The sequence below is a fragment of the Agrococcus sp. Ld7 genome (genome assembly GCF_045064095.1).
Taxonomy (GTDB): domain Bacteria; phylum Actinomycetota; class Actinomycetes; order Actinomycetales; family Microbacteriaceae; genus Agrococcus.
In genome coordinates this window covers 91,711-113,079 of record NZ_JBISGY010000009.1, presented here as the reverse complement: position 1 = coordinate 113,079, position 21,369 = coordinate 91,711, and the positions used below count along the sequence as shown (strand labels likewise).

Annotated in this window: 19 protein-coding genes and 1 tRNA gene; 14 read left to right on the top strand and 6 right to left on the bottom strand. The window is 70.6% G+C overall.

Annotation, left to right across the window (positions count from 1 at the left end; all coding sequences use genetic code 11):
* Position 1: 1 nt before the first annotated feature.
* The gene (locus ACJJVL_RS02765; RefSeq protein ID WP_405216756.1) at positions 2–1,921 is read right to left on the bottom strand and encodes an amidase; all 1,920 of its coding nucleotides are present in this window, start codon (positions 1,919–1,921) and stop codon (positions 2–4) included.
* Positions 1,918–2,940: an agmatine/peptidylarginine deiminase gene (locus tag ACJJVL_RS02760; protein ID WP_405216793.1), complete on the bottom strand. Its 1,023-nt coding sequence runs from the start codon at positions 2,938–2,940 to the stop codon at positions 1,918–1,920. Before ACJJVL_RS02760 ends, ACJJVL_RS02765 begins: the two co-directional genes overlap by 4 nt.
* Before the next feature lie 90 nt (positions 2,941–3,030).
* Here ACJJVL_RS02760 and ACJJVL_RS02755 point away from each other — a divergent pair, with 90 nt between their 5' ends.
* The 3 genes from ACJJVL_RS02755 (at position 3,031) to ACJJVL_RS02745 (ending at position 6,672) form a co-directional block, all read left to right on the top strand.
* Positions 3,031–3,657, top strand: a complete 627-nt coding sequence (locus ACJJVL_RS02755; RefSeq protein ID WP_405216754.1) for a TetR/AcrR family transcriptional regulator — start codon at positions 3,031–3,033, stop codon at positions 3,655–3,657.
* Positions 3,658–3,730: 73 nt separating this feature from the next.
* The gene (locus ACJJVL_RS02750; protein WP_405216752.1) at positions 3,731–5,092 is read left to right on the top strand and encodes a flavin monoamine oxidase family protein; all 1,362 of its coding nucleotides are present in this window, start codon (positions 3,731–3,733) and stop codon (positions 5,090–5,092) included.
* A 35-nt stretch (positions 5,093–5,127) separates the two neighbouring features.
* On the top strand, positions 5,128–6,672 hold the full coding sequence (locus tag ACJJVL_RS02745; protein WP_405216750.1) for an APC family permease: 1,545 nt from the start codon (positions 5,128–5,130) through the stop codon (positions 6,670–6,672).
* Between the two features lie 78 nt (positions 6,673–6,750).
* On the opposite strand, the gene ACJJVL_RS02740 is transcribed toward ACJJVL_RS02745, so the two are convergent.
* Together ACJJVL_RS02740 and ACJJVL_RS02735 are read right to left on the bottom strand one after the other, a co-directional pair.
* Positions 6,751–7,632 (bottom strand): VOC family protein, encoded by an 882-nt coding sequence (locus ACJJVL_RS02740; protein WP_405216748.1) that lies wholly within the window; start codon positions 7,630–7,632, stop codon positions 6,751–6,753.
* Positions 7,633–7,702: 70 nt separating this feature from the next.
* Positions 7,703–8,176, bottom strand: coding sequence for an Lrp/AsnC family transcriptional regulator (locus tag ACJJVL_RS02735; protein ID WP_405216746.1), 474 nt, complete (start codon positions 8,174–8,176; stop codon positions 7,703–7,705).
* 175 nt (positions 8,177–8,351) lie between these two features.
* Here ACJJVL_RS02735 and ACJJVL_RS02730 point away from each other — a divergent pair, with 175 nt between their 5' ends.
* Genes ACJJVL_RS02730 through ACJJVL_RS02700 form a run of 7 tightly spaced genes read left to right on the top strand, consistent with a single transcriptional unit; the run spans position 8,352 to position 17,011 of the window.
* The gene (locus ACJJVL_RS02730) at positions 8,352–9,470 is read left to right on the top strand and encodes a thiamine pyrophosphate-dependent dehydrogenase E1 component subunit alpha (RefSeq protein WP_405216744.1); all 1,119 of its coding nucleotides are present in this window, start codon (positions 8,352–8,354) and stop codon (positions 9,468–9,470) included.
* Positions 9,467–10,507, top strand: a complete 1,041-nt coding sequence (locus ACJJVL_RS02725) for an alpha-ketoacid dehydrogenase subunit beta (protein WP_405216742.1) — start codon at positions 9,467–9,469, stop codon at positions 10,505–10,507. The genes ACJJVL_RS02730 and ACJJVL_RS02725 overlap by 4 nt, the downstream gene beginning before the upstream one ends.
* On the top strand, positions 10,504–11,883 hold the full coding sequence (locus ACJJVL_RS02720) for a dihydrolipoamide acetyltransferase family protein (protein WP_405216740.1): 1,380 nt from the start codon (positions 10,504–10,506) through the stop codon (positions 11,881–11,883). The genes ACJJVL_RS02725 and ACJJVL_RS02720 overlap by 4 nt, the downstream gene beginning before the upstream one ends.
* Before the next feature lie 34 nt (positions 11,884–11,917).
* Positions 11,918–13,630: a carboxyl transferase domain-containing protein gene (locus ACJJVL_RS02715; RefSeq protein WP_405216738.1), complete on the top strand. Its 1,713-nt coding sequence runs from the start codon at positions 11,918–11,920 to the stop codon at positions 13,628–13,630.
* Positions 13,631–13,644: 14 nt separating this feature from the next.
* Positions 13,645–15,615 carry an acetyl/propionyl/methylcrotonyl-CoA carboxylase subunit alpha gene (locus ACJJVL_RS02710; protein ID WP_405216791.1) on the top strand — a complete coding sequence of 657 codons (1,971 nt, stop codon included), beginning with the start codon at positions 13,645–13,647 and terminating at the stop codon, positions 15,613–15,615.
* On the top strand, positions 15,612–16,166 hold the full coding sequence (locus tag ACJJVL_RS02705) for a MaoC family dehydratase (protein WP_405216736.1): 555 nt from the start codon (positions 15,612–15,614) through the stop codon (positions 16,164–16,166). The genes ACJJVL_RS02710 and ACJJVL_RS02705 overlap by 4 nt, the downstream gene beginning before the upstream one ends.
* Entirely contained in the window at positions 16,163–17,011 is an 849-nt protein-coding gene (locus tag ACJJVL_RS02700) for an HpcH/HpaI aldolase/citrate lyase family protein (protein ID WP_405216734.1), read from the top strand. The genes ACJJVL_RS02705 and ACJJVL_RS02700 overlap by 4 nt, the downstream gene beginning before the upstream one ends.
* Before the next feature lie 45 nt (positions 17,012–17,056).
* Here the strand turns inward: ACJJVL_RS02700 and ACJJVL_RS02695 are convergent, their stop codons facing one another.
* On the bottom strand, positions 17,057–17,785 hold the full coding sequence (locus ACJJVL_RS02695; RefSeq protein WP_405216732.1) for a potassium channel family protein: 729 nt from the start codon (positions 17,783–17,785) through the stop codon (positions 17,057–17,059).
* Entirely contained in the window at positions 17,778–19,145 is a 1,368-nt protein-coding gene (locus ACJJVL_RS02690) for a TrkH family potassium uptake protein (protein ID WP_405216730.1), read from the bottom strand. The genes ACJJVL_RS02695 and ACJJVL_RS02690 overlap by 8 nt, the downstream gene beginning before the upstream one ends.
* A 104-nt stretch (positions 19,146–19,249) precedes the next feature.
* Between ACJJVL_RS02690 and ACJJVL_RS02685 the strand changes: the two genes are divergently transcribed.
* From ACJJVL_RS02685 to ACJJVL_RS02670, 4 genes are all read left to right on the top strand, one after another.
* Positions 19,250–19,325 (top strand) — tRNA-Ala (locus ACJJVL_RS02685).
* A gap of 190 nt (positions 19,326–19,515) precedes the next feature.
* On the top strand, positions 19,516–19,752 hold the full coding sequence (locus ACJJVL_RS02680) for a helix-turn-helix transcriptional regulator (RefSeq protein ID WP_405216728.1): 237 nt from the start codon (positions 19,516–19,518) through the stop codon (positions 19,750–19,752).
* A gap of 161 nt (positions 19,753–19,913) precedes the next feature.
* Positions 19,914–20,996: a tyrosine-type recombinase/integrase gene (locus ACJJVL_RS02675; RefSeq protein ID WP_405216726.1), complete on the top strand. Its 1,083-nt coding sequence runs from the start codon at positions 19,914–19,916 to the stop codon at positions 20,994–20,996.
* Positions 20,983–21,318: a hypothetical protein gene (locus ACJJVL_RS02670; RefSeq protein ID WP_405216724.1), complete on the top strand. Its 336-nt coding sequence runs from the start codon at positions 20,983–20,985 to the stop codon at positions 21,316–21,318. The genes ACJJVL_RS02675 and ACJJVL_RS02670 overlap by 14 nt, the downstream gene beginning before the upstream one ends.
* Positions 21,319–21,369 lie beyond the last annotated feature (51 nt).

Below are 21,369 nucleotides of genomic sequence, written 5' to 3'. Positions count from 1 at the left end.
GTCACGCCCGCGCCCACGCCCCCGCGTCGCCGGTCGTCCCGCGCACGAGCGCGACGACCAGGCTGCCTGCGGCGCGGGCGGTGAACGCGTCGCCATCGACAGCAATGACGGGCTGCGCGCCATCGATCCACAGCGCGACCGCCTCGCCCGTCGCTCGGCCGGTCACCACGACGTCATCGCCATCGCGCGCGACCTGCAGCTCGACTGCGGGTTCGACGGTGCCAGCGGGCAGCGGCGTCCACTCGGTCGCCGGCAGCTCGGGCGTGCGCGGCGGCGGGGTGCGACGCTGGCGCTGCGCCTCGATCGCGAGCCCGATGCGCAGTAGAGCCTCATCGTCGTACGGTCGTCCGGCGATCGTGAGGCCCACGGGCATCCCGATGTCGGCCATGGTGCCCATCGGCACCGTCACGGTCGGGATGCCGAAGTGGCGCCACACGAGGTTGCCGTTCGCGACCCACGTGCCGTTGCGCCACGCGAGGGCCGCAGAGGCAGGGTCGACGTCGGCGTCGGCCGGACCGACGTCCGCGAGCGTCGGCATCACGACCGCGTCGATGCCGTGCTCGTCGAGCCACTCGTCCCAGTCGATGCGACGCGTCTGCTCGAGGCCTGCGATGCCCTCGGCCATTGCGGGGATCTCGTCGAGCTCCTGCACCGGCAGTGAGGGGAAGTCGGCGAGGTCCGCGTTCGCGGCAGGCTCGAAGGCCGGCGAGGAGCGCTCGAAGCGGTCGGGCAGGGCACCGGGCGGGTGCGAGAAGATCTGCTCGCCGTCGACGTCGCGCAGCCGGTTGAGCGCGGGATCGTCGTTGCGTCGCAGGAAGCCGTCCCACGCCCAGACGGCGAGCTCGCGCAGCTCGCTGTCGATGAAGCGCGGCGGCACGATCCCGCGGTTCAGGACGTGCGGTGCGCCGTCGCGGTCGCCCTCGTAGTTCGACACGACCGGCAGCTCGGTCTCGACCACCGTCGCGCCCGCGGTGCGCAGGTCGTCGGCCATCGCGCGCCACAGCTCGAGCACGCTCTCGCGGGTCGCGATGGGGGAGCGGATGGCGTCGTCGGTGCCGATGTACATGCGCGGCACGGCGATCGTCATGCCCTGCAGCTCCGCCGGCTGCAGGTCCCCGAAGCGCGCGGGGCGCACCTCGTCGACGTCGGGCAGCGCCAGCCACGGCTGCTCGCGCCAGAAGTCCCCGTCGATGCGCGCGTCGGGCTGCACGAGCACGTCGAGCGCGGCGAGCAGATCAGCCATGCTGCGCGCGTGCGGCACCACGACATCCATGGTCGGCACGAGCGCCCAGTTGCCGCGCATCGAGATCAGCCCGCGCGAGGGCGTGTAGGCGACCAGTGCATTGCAGCTCGCGGGAGCCCTGCCCGACGACCAGGTCTCCTCGCCCAGCCCGATGACGCCGATGCCGGCTGCCGTCGCGGTGCCGGAGCCGTTCGACGACCCCGAGCCGAAGGCACTCGTGAGCCAATCGGCGCTGTAGGGGCTCTCGGCGCGCCCGCGCACGCCGCGCTGCATGCCGCCGTTGGCCATCGGGGGCATGGTCGTGAGACCGATGAGCACGGCGCCGGCCTCCCGCATCCGCTCGATCGCGAACGCGTCCTCGCTCGCCACCAGGTGCTCGAAGGCGGGGCTGCCGGCCGCGACGGTCATGCCGCGCGCCGAGTAGCTCTCCTTGGCCGTGTAGGGGATGCCGTCGAGCGGGCTCGCCGGGCGCCCTGCGCGGATGCGCGCATCTGCCGCGCGCGCCGCCGCGAACGCATCCGGCGCGAGCACGGGCACGGCGTTGAGGCGCGGGCCTCCGACGCTGAACGCGCCGATGCGCGCGAGCGTGCGTGCCGCGAGCTCGGTCGCGGTCGTGCGACCGCTGTCGAGCGCGGCGCGCAGCACGCGCACGCTCGCCTCCACGAGCGGCTCGGTCACGGCGTCCTCGGCTGCTGCTGCGTGATGCAGTGGATGCCGCCGCCGCGGGCGAAAATCTCGCGCGCGTCGACGGTGACCGCGCGCCTGCCGGGGTAGCAGGACTCGAGCACGTCGCGCGCCCTGGCATCGGCGACCGGGTCGTCGAAGCCGCACGCGAGGATGCCGCCGTTGAGGATGACGTGGTTCACGTACGACCAGTCGACCCAGCCCTCGTCGTCGCGGAGCGCCGCGGGCGCCGGCAGCGGCACGATCTCGAGCTGTCTCCCGGCGGCATCCGTCGCCTCGCGCAGCACGCGCTCGATCTCGGCCGAGACGGCGGCATCCGGGTGCTCGTCGGCGCCCTGCACGTGCAGCAGCACGCGGCCGTCGCCGACAAGGGATGCGACGATGTCGACGTGGCCGCGGGTGCCGAAGGGCTGGTAGTCGCGCGTCAGGCCGCGCGGCAGCCAGATCGGATGCGTGGCACCGATCGTGCGCGCCAGCTCGGCCTCGACGTCGGCGTGCGAGAGGCCCGGGTTGCGGCCGGGGTCGAGCTGCACCGTCTCGGTCAGCAGCACCGTGCCGTGGCCGTCGACCTGGATCCCGCCGCCCTCGTTGACGAGCGGGGAGGGGATGCGCTCGGCGCCGGCGTGTTCGGCAACGATCGCGGCGATCTGCGCGTCGTGCTCCCAGTTGGCCCAGTCCTGACCGCCCCAGCCGTTGAACACCCAGTCGACGGCGCCCAGCCTGCCGTGCTCGTCGAGCACGAAGGTGGGGCCGATGTCGCGCATCCACGCGTCGTCGAGCGGCGCCTCGACCATCGTGACGTCGCCCGCGAGAAGGGTGCGGGCGGCGTCTCGCTCGTCGGGATCGACCACGACGGCGACGGGCTCGAACTCGCTGGCGGCGTTCGCGACGGCCGCCCAGGCGCGATGCGCTGCCTCCGCCTCCTCCTGGGTGGCGCCGGCGTTCGGTCCGTGAGGGAACGCCATCCAGAGCCGCTCGTGCGGTGCGGATTCCGCGGGCATGGTCCAGGCCATCATCGCCTCCAGGGTCTTCGTCGACTCAATTGACCCAATGGTCAATAGGTGGGTCGTACGACAAGTTACTGTGGACGCGGCAAGGATGCAATGACGAACCCCAAGCGTGTCAGGAAGACCCCCGAGCAGCGTCGCGCGGAAGTGCATGACGCTGCGCGATCGATCGCGCTCGAGTCCGGTCTGAGCGCGGTGACGCAGCGCGCCGTCGCCGATCGTGTCGGTGTCGCACCCGCCCTGGTCACGCACTACGTGAGCCGCATGGAGCTGCTGGTCGCCGATGTCTTCCGCGAGATCGCGCAGGAGGAGCTCGCGAGCGTGCGCGAGAGCGTCGACGCGGTCGAGGGGGGCGAGGTCGAGCAGGTGCTCGTGCTGCTGCGCGAGCTCATCCATGACTTCCGACGCGATGTGGCACTCGTGTGGCTGGACGGTTGGAGCCTGTCGCGTCGCAACGCAGAGCTCGCGGCGGTGCTCGTGGAGGAGGCGCGCGCGTGGGAGGAGTTCGTCGCGGACCTGTTCGAGCGCGGGCACGCCGCCGGCGCGTTCAGCGCACCCGAGCCGCTTGCGCTCGCACGCTTCGTGGTCGGAGCGACGGACGGCCTCAGTGCGCAATCGGCCGTGTGGGCGGGCTACGAGGCCGAGACCGCGCACTACGTGATCACGACCGTCTCGGCGCTGCTGCGCATCCCCGTGGACGATGTGCGCCGCACGTCCTATTGACCGCCTAAACAATAGTGTGCAATAGTCACGTCGTCGACGCGGAGCAGCGTCGCAGACGGAGTGGGAGCACACCATGGCGGAGATCACCAGCGACGTCGTCGTGATCGGTGCAGGCGCAGCCGGCCTCAGCGCGGCAACGCGCCTGAAGAAAGCGGGTCACTCGGTGACCGTGCTCGAGGCCCGAGACCGCGTGGGCGGCAGGACCTGGACGCGCGACATCGACGGCGCGACGCTCGAGATCGGCGGCCAGTGGGTCTCACCCGACCAGAGCGCGCTCATCGAGACGCTTGAGCAGCTCGGGCTCGACACCTTCGAGCGGTACCGCGACGGCGACAGCATCTACGTCGACCACGCGGGGGAGCGCCACAGCTACTCCGGCGACATCTTCCCGGCCGGCGCAAGCACCGAGGCCGAGATCGAGCGGCTCATCGGGGTCCTCGATGAGCTCGTCGCCGACGTCGGCGCACACGAGCCCTGGGCGCACGCGAAGGCTGCGGAGTACGACGCGATCTCCTGGCACCACTGGCTGCGCACGCAGTCGGACGACGAGCGCGCGTGCGAGATCGTCTCGATCTTCGTCGCCGAGGCGATGCTCACCAAGCCCGCCTACTCGTTCAGCCTGCTGCAGGCACTGCTGATGGCGGCATCCGCCGGCAGCTTCTCCAACCTCGTCGACGAGGGCTTCATCCTCGACCGCCGCGTGGTCGGCGGCATGCAGGAGGTCTCCAAGCGGCTCGCGGCCTCCCTCGGTGGCGACGTGGTCCTCAACGCCCCGGTGCGCCGCCTCGAGCACACCGCCGACGGCGTGGTCGCCGTCGCGGACGGCGGCGTGGTCGTGCGTGCACGACGCGCGATCGTCGCGGTGCCGCCGAACCTCTACGACCGCATCGACTTCCAGCCCTCGCTGCCGCGCCTGCGCCAGCAGATGCATCAGCACCTCTCGCTCGGGCTCGTCATCAAGGTGCACGCCGTGTACGCGACGCCGTTCTGGCGCGACGCAGGGCTCTCTGGCACGGTGTTCGCCCCGTACAACGCGGTGCACGAGGTCTACGACAACACCAACCACGAGGATGCGCGGGGCACGCTCGTCGCCTTCATCTCCGACCTCGAGGCCGACGCGTCGTTCGGGCGGGGCCCGGAGGCGCAGCGCGCCGCCATCCTCGAGCAGCTGGCCAGCTACTTCGGCCCGCAGGCGCTCGAGCCCGAGGTGTTCTACCTCTCGGACTGGGGCGAGGAGGAGTGGACGCGCGGCGCCTACGCCGCGAGCTTCGACATCGGTGGCCTGTCGCGCTACGGAGCGCTGCAGCGCGCACCGCACGGAGCCCTGCACTGGGCGTGCAGCGACATCGCCGCGGAGGGCTACCAGCACGTCGACGGAGCCATCCGCCGCGGATGGGCAGCCGCCGACGAGATCATCGGGACGCTCGGCGCCTGACCGGCGTCGAGCCAGAACGCACGACGGAGAAGTCAATGACGACTGCAACGGAAAAGTCCGACACCGGCATCTCGAGCAAGGGCCTCGCGCCCGGCACCGTTGGGGTGCTGGGTGCGGTGGTGATCGGCATCTCGACGATCGCTCCCGCATACACCTTCACCGCCGCGATCGGCCCGACGGTCAGCGCCGTCGGTGTGCAGGTGCCGGCGATCATCCTGCTCGGCTTCATCCCGATGCTGCTGGTCGCCTTCGGCTACCGCGAGCTGAACAAGGCGATGCCTGACGCCGGCACCTCGTTCACGTGGGCGACGCGCGCGTTCGGGCCCTACGTGGGCTGGATGGGTGGCTGGGGCCTCATCATCGCCACCGTCCTGGTGCTCTCGAACCTGGCGGGCATCGCGGTCGACTTCCTCTTCCTGCTGATCGCCCAGATCACCGGGAACGGAGCGATCGCAGAGATGGCCAGCAACCCGTTCATCAATGTCGCCGTGTGCTTGGCCTTCATGGCGGGCGCGACCTGGATCTCCTACCGCGACATCAGCACGGCGCAGAAGGTGCAGTACTGGTTCGTCGGCTTCCAGTTGCTTGTGCTCGTCACCTTCGGTGTGACGGCGCTGGTGCGCGCCCAGTCGGGCGACGCCATCCAGCACACGCCGATCGACCCCTCGTGGTTCAACGTGCTGCAGGCCCCTTCGGTCACCTCGGTGGTCGCAGGTCTGTCCCTCTCCATCTTCATCTTCTGGGGCTGGGACGTTGTGCTGACCATGAACGAGGAGGCGAAGGATCCTGCGCGCACACCCGGTCAGGCTGCCGCGATCACCATCGTCATCGTGCTCGGCCTGTACCTGCTGCTCGCGATCGGACTGCTGACCTTCGCTGGCAACGGTGACACCGGCCTGGGACTCGGCAACCCCGACATCCAGGACAACGTGCTCTTCTTCCTCTCCGATCCGATCATGGGCCCGCTCGGCTGGCTGATCTCGCTCGCGGTGCTCTCGTCGTCGGCAGCCTCGCTGCAGTCGACCGCGCTGTCGCCGGCGCGCACGCTGCTGGCGATGGGCCACTACAAGGCTGTGCCGGCCCGGTTCGCGGCGGTGCACCCGCGCTTCAAGACGCCCGGCTTCGCAGCGGTCATGTCGGCGCTGGTCGCGAGCGTCTTCTACGCCGTGATGCGCTTCATCAGCGAGAACGTGCTGTGGGACACGATCACGGCGCTCGGCATGATGGTGTGCTTCTACTACGGCATCACCGCGCTGAGTGCGGTCTGGTACTTCCGGGTGACGGCGCTCACCTCGTTCAAGCGATTCCTCACGCAGATGCTGAGCCCGCTGCTGGGTGGCGTGGCGCTCATGGTGCTGTTCGTGCAGACGCTCGTCGACAGCTTCGACCCGGCCTACGGCTCGGGCTCGGAGATCGGCGGTGTCGGCCTGGTGGGCATCCTGGGTGTGTTCATGCTGCTGCTGGGCGTCGTGCTCATGCTCGTGATGCGCGTGAAGTCGCCGGCGTTCTTCCGCGGCGAGGTGCTGCCGAAGGGCGTGAACCACGGCGACCTCGACACCAAGGCGCTGTTCATCAAGTAGCGGATCCGTACGCCGTTCGGATGCATCCGGGGCGCGCATCGACACGGGCAGCACCCGATCGATGCGCGCCCCGCGGCGTCAGTCCGCGATGGCGGGCGTCAGGGTGATGACGTTGGCCCACGGGTCGTCGAAGCGGAGGCTGCGACCGTCGTCGGCGACCGCGATGCGCCCCGCCGTGAGTCGCTCGCGTGCGGCGCCCATCGCATCCGCGTCGGGCACCGTGATCGCAACGCGGCCGAGGCCGAGCGTGTCGACTCGGCGGCCCGCGCCGCGTGAGTTCCACACGTTCATCGCCATGTGGTGGTGGTAGCCGCCGGCGCTCACGAACAGCGCCGAGCCCGCGAGCGAGGCCGTCTCGGCGAAGCCCAGCGCACCGACGTAGAACGCACGCGCGGTGGCGATATCGCCGACCTGCAGGTGCACGTGACCGACCTTGGCGCCCGACGGCGCGAGCGCCGCGTCGTCGGGTGCACCGCGGTCGAGATGCTCGGCGACGAAGCGGTTCGGATCGATGAACTCGGTGGTCATGAAGACGCGGTCGTCTCGCCAGACCCACTGCTCGCGAGGCCGGTCGACGTAGAGCTCGACGCCGTTGCCGTCGGGGTCGGCGAAGTAGAAGGCCTCCGAGACGTGGTGGTCACCGGTGCCCGCGAACCGGATGCCCGGCAGGCGGCTCATGCGCACCACGGCCGCCGCGAGGGCAGCGTGCGTCGGGTAGAGGATCGCGGTGTGGAACAGTCCCGCATCGGCAGGGTCGGGGCCGCGCAGATCGGGCGCCTCCTCCAGCACGAGGATCGCACGGCCGTCGACGCCGAGCTCCACGACGCCGGGGCGCTCTGCGATGGGCTGCAGGCCGACACCGGCGGTGTACCAATGCGCCAGGGGAGCGAGCGCTGCGGTCTTCAGCATCACCGGGCCCATAGCGGTCTCATCCGGCAGCAGATCGGGCTTCGTAGTCATCGGTTCCTCCGTCAGAGTCAACGTCGTCGACGCTGAGCCATTCCTGGGCGCGGCGGGCGCAGGCTGGTCGCTACCGCCGCCCGAGGTCGCGCTCGAGCACCGGCGCGAGCCGGAACGGGATGAGCTCGCCCATCGACAGCCACGTCTCGGTGCGCTCGACGCCCGGGCAGGCGAGCACGAGCTTGTTGACGCGATAGAGATCCTCCGCGTCGCGGCACACGACCCGCACGAGCACATCCGCCTGGCCGGAGAGCCCGAAGGCCTGCACGACCTCGGGGATCTCGCGCAGCTGCTCGACGACCGAGTCGATGCGCGGCTGATCGACGTGGGTCGCCATGAAGACCGTCAGCGGGTAGCCGAGAGCCGCGGCGTGGAACCGGCGGTCGAAGCCCTGCAGCGCATCCGATGCCTCGAGCGCGGCGACGCGGTTCTGCACCGTGTTGCGCGCGAGCCCGAGCTGCTCGGCGATCGCAGCATTGGTGATGCGGGGATGCCTGGTGAGCTCGAGCAGGATCCTCCGGTCTGTGTCATCGACGATGCGCATAGTGCGCAATCTAGCGCAGGGTGCCAGCAAAGGAAATGCGCGGCCCGCGCAGGAAGCGTGTCGCTGATTGCGCGAAGTGCCTCCTGCGACTACGTTCGACAGCACGATCTTCGGACGACCCGTCCTGCGGATCCGACCGGCGCCCAGAAGGCGCTTCGAACAAGGAGGTTCGATCGTGTCGATCACGGTTCCCGCCCCCGACCCTGCGCTCGCCGCCGGGCTCGACTCGCCGCTGCAGGTGCTCGACCTCGACGGCAGCAGACTGCCGAACGAGCTGCTCGATCCGCACCTCACCGACATCGACGAGTCGGCGCTCACGAGCCTCTACGTCGACATGGTGCGGGTGCGCCGGCTCGACACCGAAGCCTTCGCCCTCACGCGCCAGGGCCAGCTCGTGCTGTGGCCGCCGCTGCTCGGCCAGGAAGCCGCCCAGGTCGGTCCCGCCACGGCGCTCGGTGAGAAGGACTGGGTCTTCGGCTCCTACCGCGAGCACGGCTTCGCGCTGCTGCGCGGCGCCGACATGGCGGAGTTCTCGCGGATCTGGAAGGCGCACGCGCACAGCGGCTGGTCGCCGCAGGAAATCCGGATGGCGCCCGCCCAGATCATCATCGGCGCGCAGACGCTGCACGGCGTGGGCTACGCCATGGCCGCCAAGATGGACGGCGCCGACGAGGTGGCACTGACGGCCTTCGGCGACGGCGCCACGAGCGAGGGTGACGTCAGCGAGGCGCTGGTGTGGGCCGCGAGCTTCAAGGCGCCCGTCGTCTTCCTCTGCCAGAACAACCAGTACGCGATCTCGGAGCCGGTCGCACTGCAGTCGGGCGTGCCGCTCGCGCTGCGCCCCACCGGCTTCGGCATCCCCTCCATGCGCGTCGACGGCAACGACGTGCTCGCCATGCACGCCGCAGCCCGCCTCGCGTTTGATCGCGCCCGCTCGGGAGGCGGACCGACGTTCATCGAGGCCGTCACCTATCGCCGCGGCCCCCACACCAGCACCGACGACCCGAAGCGCTACCGCGAGGACGCAGAGCTCGAGGCGTGGGTCGCGAAGGATCCGCTCGAGCGCGTCGAGCGCGCGCTCGAGCTCATGGGCGCCAACATGGAGGCCGTCCGCGCCGAGGCGAAGATCCGCGCCGACCAGCTCGCGAAGGAGTTCCGCGCCGCATGCGAGCAGGCCGTGCCGCCGGTGGCCGACTCGATCTTCGACGAGGTCTACGCGCAGCCCACCAAGCGACTCCAGCGCCAGCGCCTGGAGCACCGCGCATTCGCAGCCAGCATCGAGGCAAAGGCATGACTGAGACACTGAACCTGGCCAAGGCCGTCAACGGCGCGCTCGCCGACGAGCTCGAAGCCGACGACCGCGTGCTGCTCATGGGCGAGGACATCGGCAAGCTGGGTGGCGTCTTCCGCGTCACCGACGGCCTGCAGGCCCGCTTCGGCACCGAGCGCGTGATCGACACGCCGCTGGCCGAGTCGGCGATCATCGGCACGGCGATCGGCATGAGCTACCGCGGCTACCGCGTGGTCGCCGAGATCCAGTTCGACGGCTTCATCTACCCCGCGTTCGACCAGATCGTCGCGCAGGTCGCGAAGCTCCGCTACCGCACCAAGGGCGGCGTGCCGATGCCGCTCACGATCCGCGTGCCGTTCGGCGGCGCCATCGGCTCGGTCGAGCACCATTCGGAGTCGCCGGAGTCGTACTTCGCGCACACCGCGGGACTGCGCGTCGTGACCGCGTCGACGCCGCAGGAGGCCTACTCGACGCTGCGCGCGGCGATCCAGAGCGACGACCCGGTGCTGTTCTTCGAGCCGAAGGGCAAGTACTACACGAAGGGCGAGGTCGACCGCACCGTCGTGCGCGACCTCGACACCGCGAACATCGTGGCGAGCGGTCGCGACGTGACGATCGCCGCCTACGGGCCGACCGTCGACACGGCGCTGCGCGCCGCCATCGCCGCCGCCGACGAGGGCATCGAGATCGAGGTCATCGACCTGCGCTCGATCTCGCCGCTGGATGTCGACACGGTGGTCGAGTCGGTGCGCCGCACCGGCCGCCTGATCGTCACGCACGAAGCCGCCGGCGAGTCGTCGGTCTCGAGCGAGCTCGTCGCCTCCGTCGCCGAGCGCGCCTTCCAGCACCTGGAGGCCGCACCCGAGCGCGTCACCGGCTACGACACCCCGTACCCGCCGTCGGCCGTCGAGCATGACTACCTGCCCAGCCTCGACCGGCTGCTCGACGCCGTCGACCGCACCCTCGGCCGCCGCAACTCGCGCACCGACCTCGACTACAGCGCCCTCGAGGGCGCCATGACCGCTGGAGCCGCACGATGAAGACCTTCATGCTGCCCGACCTGGGCGAGGGCCTGACCGACAGCGAGATCGTCGCCTGGCGCGTCGCCGAGGGCGACACGGTCGAGCTCAACCAGCCGCTCGCCGACATCGAGACGGCCAAAGCCGTCGTCGAGCTGCCAAGCCCATACGAGGGCACCATCGCCAAGCTGCACGCGGGCGAGGGCGAGACGGTCGACGTAGGCGCACCGCTCATCGACTTCGATCTGGGCGGAGACGACAGCGCCGCAGGGGCGTCGGATGCGCCGGCTGCGACCTCGTCGTCGGTTCCCGCATCCGACGACGCCGATGAGGCAGCCAAGCCCGGCCCTGTCGGACAGGAGCCGGATGTCGTGAGCGGCCCCGCTGCTACGGCTGGCGACGCCGAGCAGAGCGTCGCGGCGCAGGCCGAGGCCGCCGCCGACGACAAGCCCGAGAAGGTGTCGGTGCTCGTCGGGCACATCACCGTGCACGGCGGCAAGCCCACGCGCGCCAAGCGCACCTGGGATGTCGAGCCGTTCGACCGCGCTGCAGTGGAGAGCACTCAGCAGCGCGGCCCGAACCGCGCCATGCCGCCGGTGCGGAAGCTCGCGAAGGAGCGCGGCATCGACCTGCAGTCGGTGCGCCCGACCGGCGCCGACGGCCTCGTCACCCGTGCCGACATCGAGAGCGCGGGCACCGCATCCGCATCCGCTCCCGCGCAGGTACCCGCGTCGACGCGCGAGAAGGTCACGGGGCTTCGCAAGCACACGGCCGCGGCGATGACGCAGTCGGCGCTCACCGTGCCGCACGCCGCCACCTTCCACCAGGTCGACGTGACCGAGACGCTCGCGCTCGCCAAGAGCAGCGACGCCTCGTTCCTGGCGCTGGCCAGCCGCGCGATCCTGCTCGCGGCGAAGCGCTGGCCCGACGTCACCTCCGCCTTCCACGCCGACACGAACGAGCTCGAGCGCTTCGCGCATGTGAACCTCGGCATCGCGGTCTCGACCGACCGCGGCCTCGTGGTCGCCTCGGTGGACGAGGCCGAGACGATGGATGCCGTGCAGCTCACGAGCGAGATCCGCGACCGCGCCGTGCGCGCCCGCGAGGGCAAGCTGTCGATGGCGGAGCTCACCTCGTCGAACATCACGATCTCGAACGTGGGCGTGTTCGGCGTCGACGGCGGCATCCCGATCCTCAACCCGGGGGAGTCGGCGATCATCGCGCTCGGCGCGATCCGCAAGCTGCCGTGGAACCATCGGGGCGAAATCGTGCTGCGCGACATCTGCACCGTGACGATCTCGTTCGACCACCGCGTGCTCGACGGCCGCGAGGCGGCCGGGTTCCTCGCCGACATCGTCGCCGTGCTCGAGCGGCCGAGCCTCGCGCTCGCGCGCTGAGCACGCTGCACGCGAGATCTGGCACGGTAGGCACATGCAGCAGCTGACCACGCGCGTCGACAGCACGTCGGACGCCGCAACGACCAACCGTGCGGCCATGGAGGCGCTCGTGGGCCAGCTGCGCGAGCGGCTCGGCCGCGTGGCGCTGGGCGGCCCCGAGAAGAGCCGGCAGCGGCACGTGGAGCGCGGCAAGCTGCTGGCGCGCGACCGCATCGACGCGCTGCTCGACCCGGGCAGCCCGTTCCTCGAGGTCGCGCCGCTGGCAGCCTGGGGCGTGTACGGCAAGGATGTCGACGGCCAGGATGCAGACGACGCAGGTGGTCAGGATGCGCCCTCTGCGGGCATCGTCACCGGCATCGGCCTCGTGCACGGCAGGCACGTCATGGTGATCGCGAACGACGCGACCGTCAAGGGCGGCACCTACTACCCGCTCACGGTCAAGAAGCACCTGCGCGCGCAGCAGATCGCGCGCGAGAACCGGCTGCCGTGCATTGCGCTGGTGGACTCCGGCGGCGCCTTCCTGCCGATGCAGGACGAGGTCTTCCCCGACCGCGAGCACTTCGGTCGCATCTTCTTCAACCAGGCCCAGCTCTCGTCGCTCGGCATCCCGCAGCTGGCGGCCGTGATGGGCTCGTCGACCGCCGGCGGCGCCTACGTGCCGGCGATGAGCGACGAGACCGTCATCGTGCGCGACCAGGGCACCATCTTCCTCGGTGGCCCGCCGCTCGTGAAGGCCGCCACCGGCGAGGTCATCGACGCCGAGTCGCTCGGCGGCGGCGTGCTGCACGCCGAGGTCTCCGGCGTCGTCGACCACCTCGCCGACGACGACGCGCACGCGCTCGAGATCGTGCGCGACATGGTCGCGTCGCTGCCGCACGAGGATCGCGGCATCTCCGGCATGCGACCGCACGGCACTGCCAGCTTCGGCTGGTTCGCGTATGCACCGTTCCCCGGGCCGGCGTCGGACGACGATCCACAGGCGCCCGCCGTCGACCCCGCGACACTCTACGACGCCATCCCGCCCGACCTGCAGACGCCCTACGACGCGCACGAGATCATCGCGCGCATCGTCGACCGCAGTGAGTTCCACGAGTTCAAGGCCGGCTACGGCGACACGCTCGTGACCGGCTTCGCCCAGCTGCACGGCCACACGGTCGGCATCATCGCCAACAACGGCGTGCTCTTCAGCGAGTCGGCCATGAAGGGCGCGCACTTCATCGAGCTGTGCGACCAGCGCGGCGTGCCGCTCGTCTTCCTGCAGAACATCACCGGCTTCATGGTGGGCTCCGAGGCCGAGCGTGGCGGCATCGCCAAGCACGGCGCGAAGATGGTCACCGCCGTCGCCACCACACGCGTGCCGAAGCTCACCGTCGTCGTCGGCGGCTCCTTCGGCGCCGGCACCTACTCGATGTGCGGCCGCGCCTACGATCCCCGGTTCCTGTGGCTGTGGCCCAACGCGCGCGTGAGCGTGATGGGTGGGCCGCAGGCGGCATCCGTGCTCTCCACCGTGAAGCGCGAGCAGATCGAGGGCGCCGGCGACGAGTGGACGGCCGAGCAGCAGGAGGCGTTCGAGCTGCCGGTGCGCGAGCAGTACGAGCGGCAGGGCAACCCCTACTACGCCTCCGCCCGGCTCTGGGACGACGGCGTCATCGACCCCGCAGACACCCGCCGCGTGCTCGGCATGGCGCTCGACGTCGTGACCGCCGTGCCGCTGCCCGAGCCGCGCTTCGGCGTCTTCAGGATGTGACCCGGATGCCCGACATGCCCAGCACCGAGATGCCCAGCACCGAGTTGACCAACACCGAGATGTTCGACACCGTGCTGGTCGCCAACCGTGGCGAGATCGCCATCCGCATTGCAGGAACGCTGCGCGACCACGGCATCCGCGCCGTCGCCGTGCGCGCCGAGGACGACCCCTCGCCGCACCCCGAGCACTTCGACGAAGTCGTCTCGCTGGGCTCCGGGCCGCTGCGCGACACCTACCTGTCGATTGACAAGATCATCGCCGCCGCGAAGGACACGGGCGCGCAGGCGATCCACCCGGGTTACGGCTTCCTGTCGGAGAACGCCGCGTTCGCGCAGGCGTGCGCCGATGCCGGCATCGTCTTCATCGGCCCGCCCGCCTCTGCGATCGAGACGATGGGCGACAAGATTTCCGCACGCCACGCGGTCGAGTCGCGCGGCGTCTCGACGGTGCCGGGCATCGCCGAGCCGGGCCTCGACGATGCGGCGCTCATCGCGGGCGCCGAGCAGGTCGGCTTCCCGGTGCTCATCAAGCCGGCCGCCGGCGGCGGCGGCAAGGGCATGTACCGCGTCGACGAGGCGGCGGGGCTCGCGCCCGCGCTCGCCGCGGCGCGACGCGAGGCCGCGTCGTCGTTCGGCGATGACACGCTGTTCATCGAGCGCTTCGTCACGAGCCCCCGCCACATCGAGGTGCAGGTGCTCGCCGACACGCACGGCAACGTCATCCACCTCGGAGAGCGCGAGTGCTCGCTGCAGCGCCGCCACCAGAAGGTGATCGAGGAGGCGCCGAGCGCCCTGCTCACCGAGGCGCAGCGCGCCGCGATCGGCGAGGCAGCGGTCGAGACCGCCAGGTCGGTCGGCTACGTCGGCGCCGGCACGGTGGAGTTCATCGTCGCGGGCGACCGGCCCGACGAGCCGTTCTTCATGGAGATGAACACGCGCCTGCAGGTCGAGCACCCCGTCACCGAGATGGTCACAGGCGTCGACCTCGTCGAGCAGCAGCTGCGCATCGCCGCGGGGGAGCCGCTCGCGATTGCGCAGGGCGACGTGACGCTCACCGGCCACGCGATCGAGGCCCGCATCTACGCCGAGGATCCGGCGGCGGGCTTCCTGCCGACCGGCGGCACCGTGCTCGAGCTGGACTGGCCGTACGACGGCCTCGAAGACGGCAGCGTGCGCATCGATGCGGGCGTCGAGCGCGGCGGCGAGGTCGGCTCGAGCTACGACCCGATGATCGCGAAGCTGATCGTGCATGCCGCAACGCGCGCAGAGGCCATCGACCGCATGCGCGACGCGCTGGCCGAGACGAGCATCTTCGGCGTGGTCACGAACCGCGGCTTCCTGCGTGCGCTGCTCGACGAGCCGAGCGTGCGCGCGGGCGACCTCGACACCGGCTTCATCGACCGCGAGGCGGAGCGGATCGCAGGCAGCGGCGTGCCGAGCGCGGTGCTGGCGATGGTCGCTGCGAGCGAGGTGCCACCCGGCATCGGCCCCCTCGGCGCCTGGCGCCACGACGGCTGGCGCATCGGCGGCGCGATCGGTCGCCGCACCCGGCTGCGCGATGGCGACGGTGAGGCGAGCGTGCAGGTGCTGGGGGAGCGCACGATCGTCACGCGCGCCGACGGCACCGTCGACGAGCTGCCCACGCCGCAGGAGCAGTGGGTGCAGCAGACGGCGCAGGGCGCCTGGGTGCGCACGCCCGATGGCGACTTCCTGGTCGAGGCTCCGCCGCGCATCCGCCGTGGTCGTGGCCCCGCAGAGCCGACGCTCGCATCCCCCATGCCCGGCACGGTCGTCGCCGCGCACGTCACCGACGGCGACACGGTCGCGGCGGGCCAGGCGGTCATCAGCGTCGAGGCCATGAAGATGGAGCACGTGCTGCGCGCACCCGTCGCGGGCACCGTGCACCTGCACGCCACCGCCGGCGAGCAGGTCACGCGCGGGCAGGAGCTCGCCACCGTCACGCCAGCCGAGGGGGAGAGCGCATGAGCGAGCAGAGCAGCAGCGAGCAGGGGAGCGCCGGACAGGGCAACACTGAGCCGCGTGCGGCCGAGCAGCGCATCACGCAGCGCGGCCTCTACTTCGACGAGCTCGAGGAGGGCGTGGTCTACGAGCACCGTCCCGGTCGCACGATGACCGAGACCGACAACGTGCTGTTCACGACGCTGACGATGAACACGCAGCCGCTGCACCTCGACCGCGCGTGGAGCGAGACGACGGAGTTCGGCGAGCCGCTCATGAACTCGATGCACACGCTCGCCACCATGGTGGGCCTGTCGGTGGGGCAGCTGACGCAGGGCACGATCGTCGCGAACCTCGGCTTCAGCGACATCGCGTTCCCGGCGCCCGTGCGGCACGGCGACACGATCTACTGCGAGACGCGCGTGACGGGCAAGCGTGAATCCGCGTCGCGCCCCGGTCAGGGCATCGCCACCTTCGAGCACCGTGCGCTGAACCAGCGCGGCGAGCTGGTCGCCAAGGCCGTGCGCACCGTGCTCATGCAGCTCTCGCCGAGCGCCGCGACGACGGGCAACGCATGAGCGCCGGTATGGATGCGCTCGGCATGGGCCCGGCGCTGCTGTTCTGCCCAGGCGACCGGCCCGATCGCTTCGAGAAGGCCGCAGACCGGTCGGATGCGGTGATCCTCGACCTCGAGGATGCCGTGGGAGCCAGCACCAAGGCCGCCGCCCGTGTCGCGGTCCGCACCGCAGCGCTCGACCCCGCGCGCACCATCGTGCGCGTGCAGGACGCATCCGCCGCCGACTTCGAGGACGACCTCGCGGCCGTGGCCGAGTCGCCGTTCCGCACCGTGATGCTCGCGAAGGCTGAGTCGGTGGAGCAGGTCGATCGGGTGGTCGCCGGGGTGCCCGGTGCTCGCGTCGTCGCACTGGTCGAGACCGCTCGCGGCGTGCTCGCCGTCGAGGCGCTCGTCGCGCACGCGGCGGTCGTGGGCGTCATGTGGGGCGCGGAGGATCTGGTGGCGTCGCTCGGTGGCACCTCGAGCCGCGACGAATCAGGCGGATACCGCGACGTGGCGCTGCAGGCGCGAAGCCGGGTGCTGCTGGCCGCCGGCGCCTACGGTGTGACGGCCATTGACGCCATCCGCACCGACATCGCCGACCTCGACGGCGCGCACGCGGAGGCGCTCGACGCGGCCGCGAGCGGCTTCGGCGCGAAGGCCGCGATCCACCCGAACCACATCGAGCCCTACCGCCGCGCGTTCGCGCCGAGCGCTGCGCAGCTCGACGAGGCGCACCGCATCCTGGCGGCTGCCGACGCCACGCCTGGTGTGTTCTCGTTCGAGGGCCGCATGGTCGACGAGCCGATCCTGCGGCACGCCAGGAGCGTGGTCGCGCGTGCCGGCGCCACCGACGCGCGGCGCTGACGCACTCGGCCCGCCCCGATCGGTTCGCGCGCTCGACCGCAGCGTTCAGCTGCGCCGTCGATCGACCCCTCCGCCGCGCTGCTTCGCCAGCAGTACCGCGAACGCCTCGACCTTTGCCGTCAGCCCGTGCACGAGCACGGTGTCACCGTGCTCGAAGCGCGTCTCGGGGTTGGCGAGCATCCACCGTCCGTCACGCTTCACGGCACCGATGCCGATCGCGTGCTTCGCCTGCAGGCCGAGCTCGCGCAGCGGCACGGCCAGCAGCGGCTCCGGCACCTCGAGTCGGGCAGCCGCATAGCCCGGCTCGATCTCGGTGAAGTCCTCAAGCGCACCGCGCACCATGTGGGCGACGCGACGGCCCATATCGGCCTCGGGGCGCACGACGTGATGCACGCCCAGCTGGTCGAGGATGAGCGCGTGCCGCTCATCGATGGCCTTCGCCCACACCTCCCGCACGCCCACGCGCAGCAGCTGGCTGGTGGCGAGGATGTTCGCCGTCACGTCGGTGCCGATCGCGACCACGACGCGGTCGAACTCGGCCAGGCCGAGCTGCTCGATGAGCTCTGGCTTCGTGGCGTCGCCGGCGACGACGGCCGTGAGGTGGCCGTTGAGCGACTGCACGAGCTCTTCGTCGGTGTCGATGCCGAGCACCTCGGTGCCGTGGCGCATGAGCTCGAGCGCGAGGGCGGTGCCGAAGCGGCCGAGGCCGATGACGGCGATGGATGCGGCGCAGCCGACGGTCGCCGGGTCGAAGGGATTGCGGAGCCTAGCCAATGATCGGCCTTTCCTTGGGCAGCTCGTACACGAGCCTGCGGGGTCGGAGCGCGAGGGTGGTCGCGACGGTGATGGGTCCGACGCGGCCGATGAACATGAGCAGGATCAGGATCAGCTGGCTCGGCGTGCCGACGGATGCGGTGATGCCGGTGGAGAGGCCGACGGTACCGAAGGCGGAGATCACTTCGAACAGCACCCGGTCGTGGTCGACGTCGGTCAGGTGCATGATCGCGAGCGTCGCCACGAAGCACAGCCCGACCGACAGCAGCGCAACCGTGAGCGCCTCCCGGTGCACGGCGCGCGAGAGGCGCTTGCCGAAGAGCGTGACGGTGGGGTCGCCGCGCACCTCCGCGAGGATGATCGCCGCCAGCACACCGAACGTGGTGATCTTGATGCCGCCCGCGGTGCCGGCGGGTCCGCCGCCGATGAACATGAGCACATCCATCACCAGCAGCGTCTCGGGCTGGAACGCACCGATGTCGAGCGCGTTGAAGCCGGCCGTGCGCGTCTGCACGGAGTGGAAGAACGCGTCGAGGATGCGCGTGCCGGTCGGGTGGGCGCCGAGCGAGGCCGGATTGCTCCACTCGAGCAGCGCGATCGCGAGCGTGCCGATGAGCAGCAGCGCCGCCGTGCCGACCAGCACGAGCCAGGTGTGCATCGAGAAGCGGCGCGGGTGCGGCGCGTGCTTGAGCACCTGCATGATGACGGGGAAGCCGAGGCCGCCGACGATCGTCGCGGTCGCGAGCGGCAGCAGGATCCACGGGTCGTCGACGAAGCCCATCAGGTTGTCGCTGAAGAGCGCGAAGCCGGCGTTGTTGTAGCTGGAGACGGCGTGGAAGACGCCCAGCCACAGCGCGTGCAGCGGGTCGTCGCCGCGGCCGAGCCAGAACCGCAGCCACAGCACGACCGCCACGCTGCCCTCGACGACGGCGGCGATGATCGCAATGCTCGTGATGAGCGAGCGCAGCTCGCCGATGCCGCTCGCGTGGGCCTCTCTCGCGGTCGTCAGTCGCGTGCCGAGCGTGAGGCGGCGCATGACGACGATGCCGACGAGGCTCGCGAAGACCATCACGCCGAGGCCGCCCAGCTGGATCAGCACGAGGATGACCACCTGGCCGAACGGCGTCCAGAAGAGCGCCGTGTCGACGACCGTCAGGCCCGTGACGCACGCGGCGGAGACGGCGGTGAACAGCGCTTCGATCGAGTTCGCGCCGCCCGGGCCCTGCTTCGAGATCGGCAGCATGAGCAGCGCCCAGCCGACCAGGTTGAGGGCCACGAATCCGGTGAAGATGCGCCTCGCGGGGTGCTGTCGCTCCCAGAGCTGGATGAGCCCCCGTCGGGGGCGCTGCGCGGTCTGCACGAGGGCTGAGCATACGCCTGCCGAGCGGCACCCGGGACCACGCCCGATGTGACGCGCGGCCGGATCATGTAGTACAGTAATCTGGTTGCTCCGAGAGCAGCAGAGGGTCTGTGGCGCAGCTGGTAGCGCACCTGCATGGCATGCAGGGGGTCGGGAGTTCGAGTCTCCCCAGATCCACCAAGGATCCGCGGGATCCCGCGGGTTTTCGCGTAGGAGCACTTGCTTCGAGGACGCGTGGACGTCAGGTTTCGCAGCACGATTCGCGTGGCCGGGCACTGATGTCCCGGTACGTCCCGGCCATGCCCTTTCAGTCCCGGTAGCTCCGCGACTTCGCCGGATCGGCCTGGCGCGCGCCGTCTATGCAGTTAGCGTGACCAGCGCCCCATCCGCTCCCACCGGAGTCCTCCTCGTGCCCATCGACCTGCTCCAGCTCTCGCCCGGCGTCATCCTTCGTGAACGCGAAGTCGCCGCGGCTTTGCACCTCAGCGTCAAGACGCTGCAATACCACCGCCAGCACGGGACGGGTCCGCGATTCTTCCGGCTGGGACGACATGTCCGGTACTACGCCGGCGACGTGGTCGCCTGGATCGAGGAGAACCGTGCCTAGGCCACGGCTCGAGCCGGGCACCTGGGGCGTCATCAACGTCACACCGCTGCCCGACGGGCGCTACCAGGCCCGCGGGCACTTCCGCGAGCTCGACGGCCGCGACCGTCGCCCCAGCGCGATCGCGAACTCGCCGGAAGCCGGGGGCCGCGCTGCGCGCGCGGATGGCGTTCCTCACGCGCGAGGACGCCTACGTCTCCGACCATTCCACCGTCGACGAGCTCGCACTCTGGTGGCTGGACCGCAAGCGCGCGCTCGGCGCCCTCGCTAGCGGCACGCTGGAGAACTACACCACCGACGCCAAGCACGTCGTCGAGCACTTCGGCAAGCTGCGGCTGAGCGAACTGACGATCGCCCGCTCGGAGGCCATCATCCGCACCCTCGCGAAGCGCGACGCGCCACTTGCGCGGCGCGTGCACAAGACCCTCAAGGCGATGCTCGCCGACGCGGTCCGAGTCGACGCGCGCAAGACGAACCCGCTTGCAGCATTCGCGGCCCCCAAGCTGCCGAAGGCTGAGATCTACACGCTCGCGCCCGAGCAGGCGGCGATACTGAGCGGCGCGTACCGTGAATGGCTCAGCCAGCGCGACAAGCCGGGGCCGAAACCGGATCCGCGAGTGGCGGACATGCTCGACGTTCTGCTCGCCTTGGGGCTGCGCATCGGAGAGCTGCTCGCGCTGCGCCACTGCGATCTCCGCCTCGACGACCCCACGCCGACGCTTCACCTCAGGGCGACGCTGACGGACGGCGAGAAGGGCGAGCCGGTCTGGCAGCCGCACCCCAAAGCCGCCCGCCAGCAACGCACGATCGTGCTGCCGGCGCTCGCCGTCACGGCACTTAGACCGTACGACGACGGCAGCGCGAGTCGCTCTCCGATCTTCCCGAACCGGCGCGGGGGATGGAGCCGTCCCGGCAACGTGCGTCGCATCCTCCGCAACTTCCGCGATGAGTGGAGGGAGCCTTTGGAGCGAGCCGGCATCCGGCATGGTCAGGTCACTGCGCACCTGCTCCGGCGTACGCTGGCCACCCTCATCGCGAACGAGGCGGGGATCTACCGCGCGACGGAACAGCTGGGTCACGCTTCCGTCCTCACCACAGAGCGGCACTACGTCACGCCCGCGCCTGTGGTTGGAGAAGCGTCTGCGGCGCTCATCGACTCGCTATTCGCCGTCGCCCCCGCTCTCACCTCAGGTGGCGCCGACCAGGACGGCAAGGATGAAGATGGCGCGGCGCTTGAGCACGGCTGAGCCGACGGTCGACGAGATCGTGCGGTTCCTCAGCGACGGACTAGGGCGGGAGCTGCTGGCGCGCACGGTTGGCGTGCGGCGTCGCACGCTTGCGAGCTGGCTCAGGAAGAGTTCCAGTCCATCGCCTCGCTCGCGGGTGCGGCTCATCGGCGCCTTCACCGTCTGGAAGATCGTGGCTGAAGTAGAAGCGTCGGAAACCGTCCGGGCGTGGTTCATAGGGATGAAGGACGCGCTTGACGACTACTCGCCGGCCGAAGTCATCGCGGAAGGACGGATCGAAGAAGTTGCAGCGGTGGCGCGCGCCTACGTGCAGCGAAGCTGACAGGCGTCCTCGACAAGACGCTCGCCGCTGCGCCATGTGGTCGGGCATCGC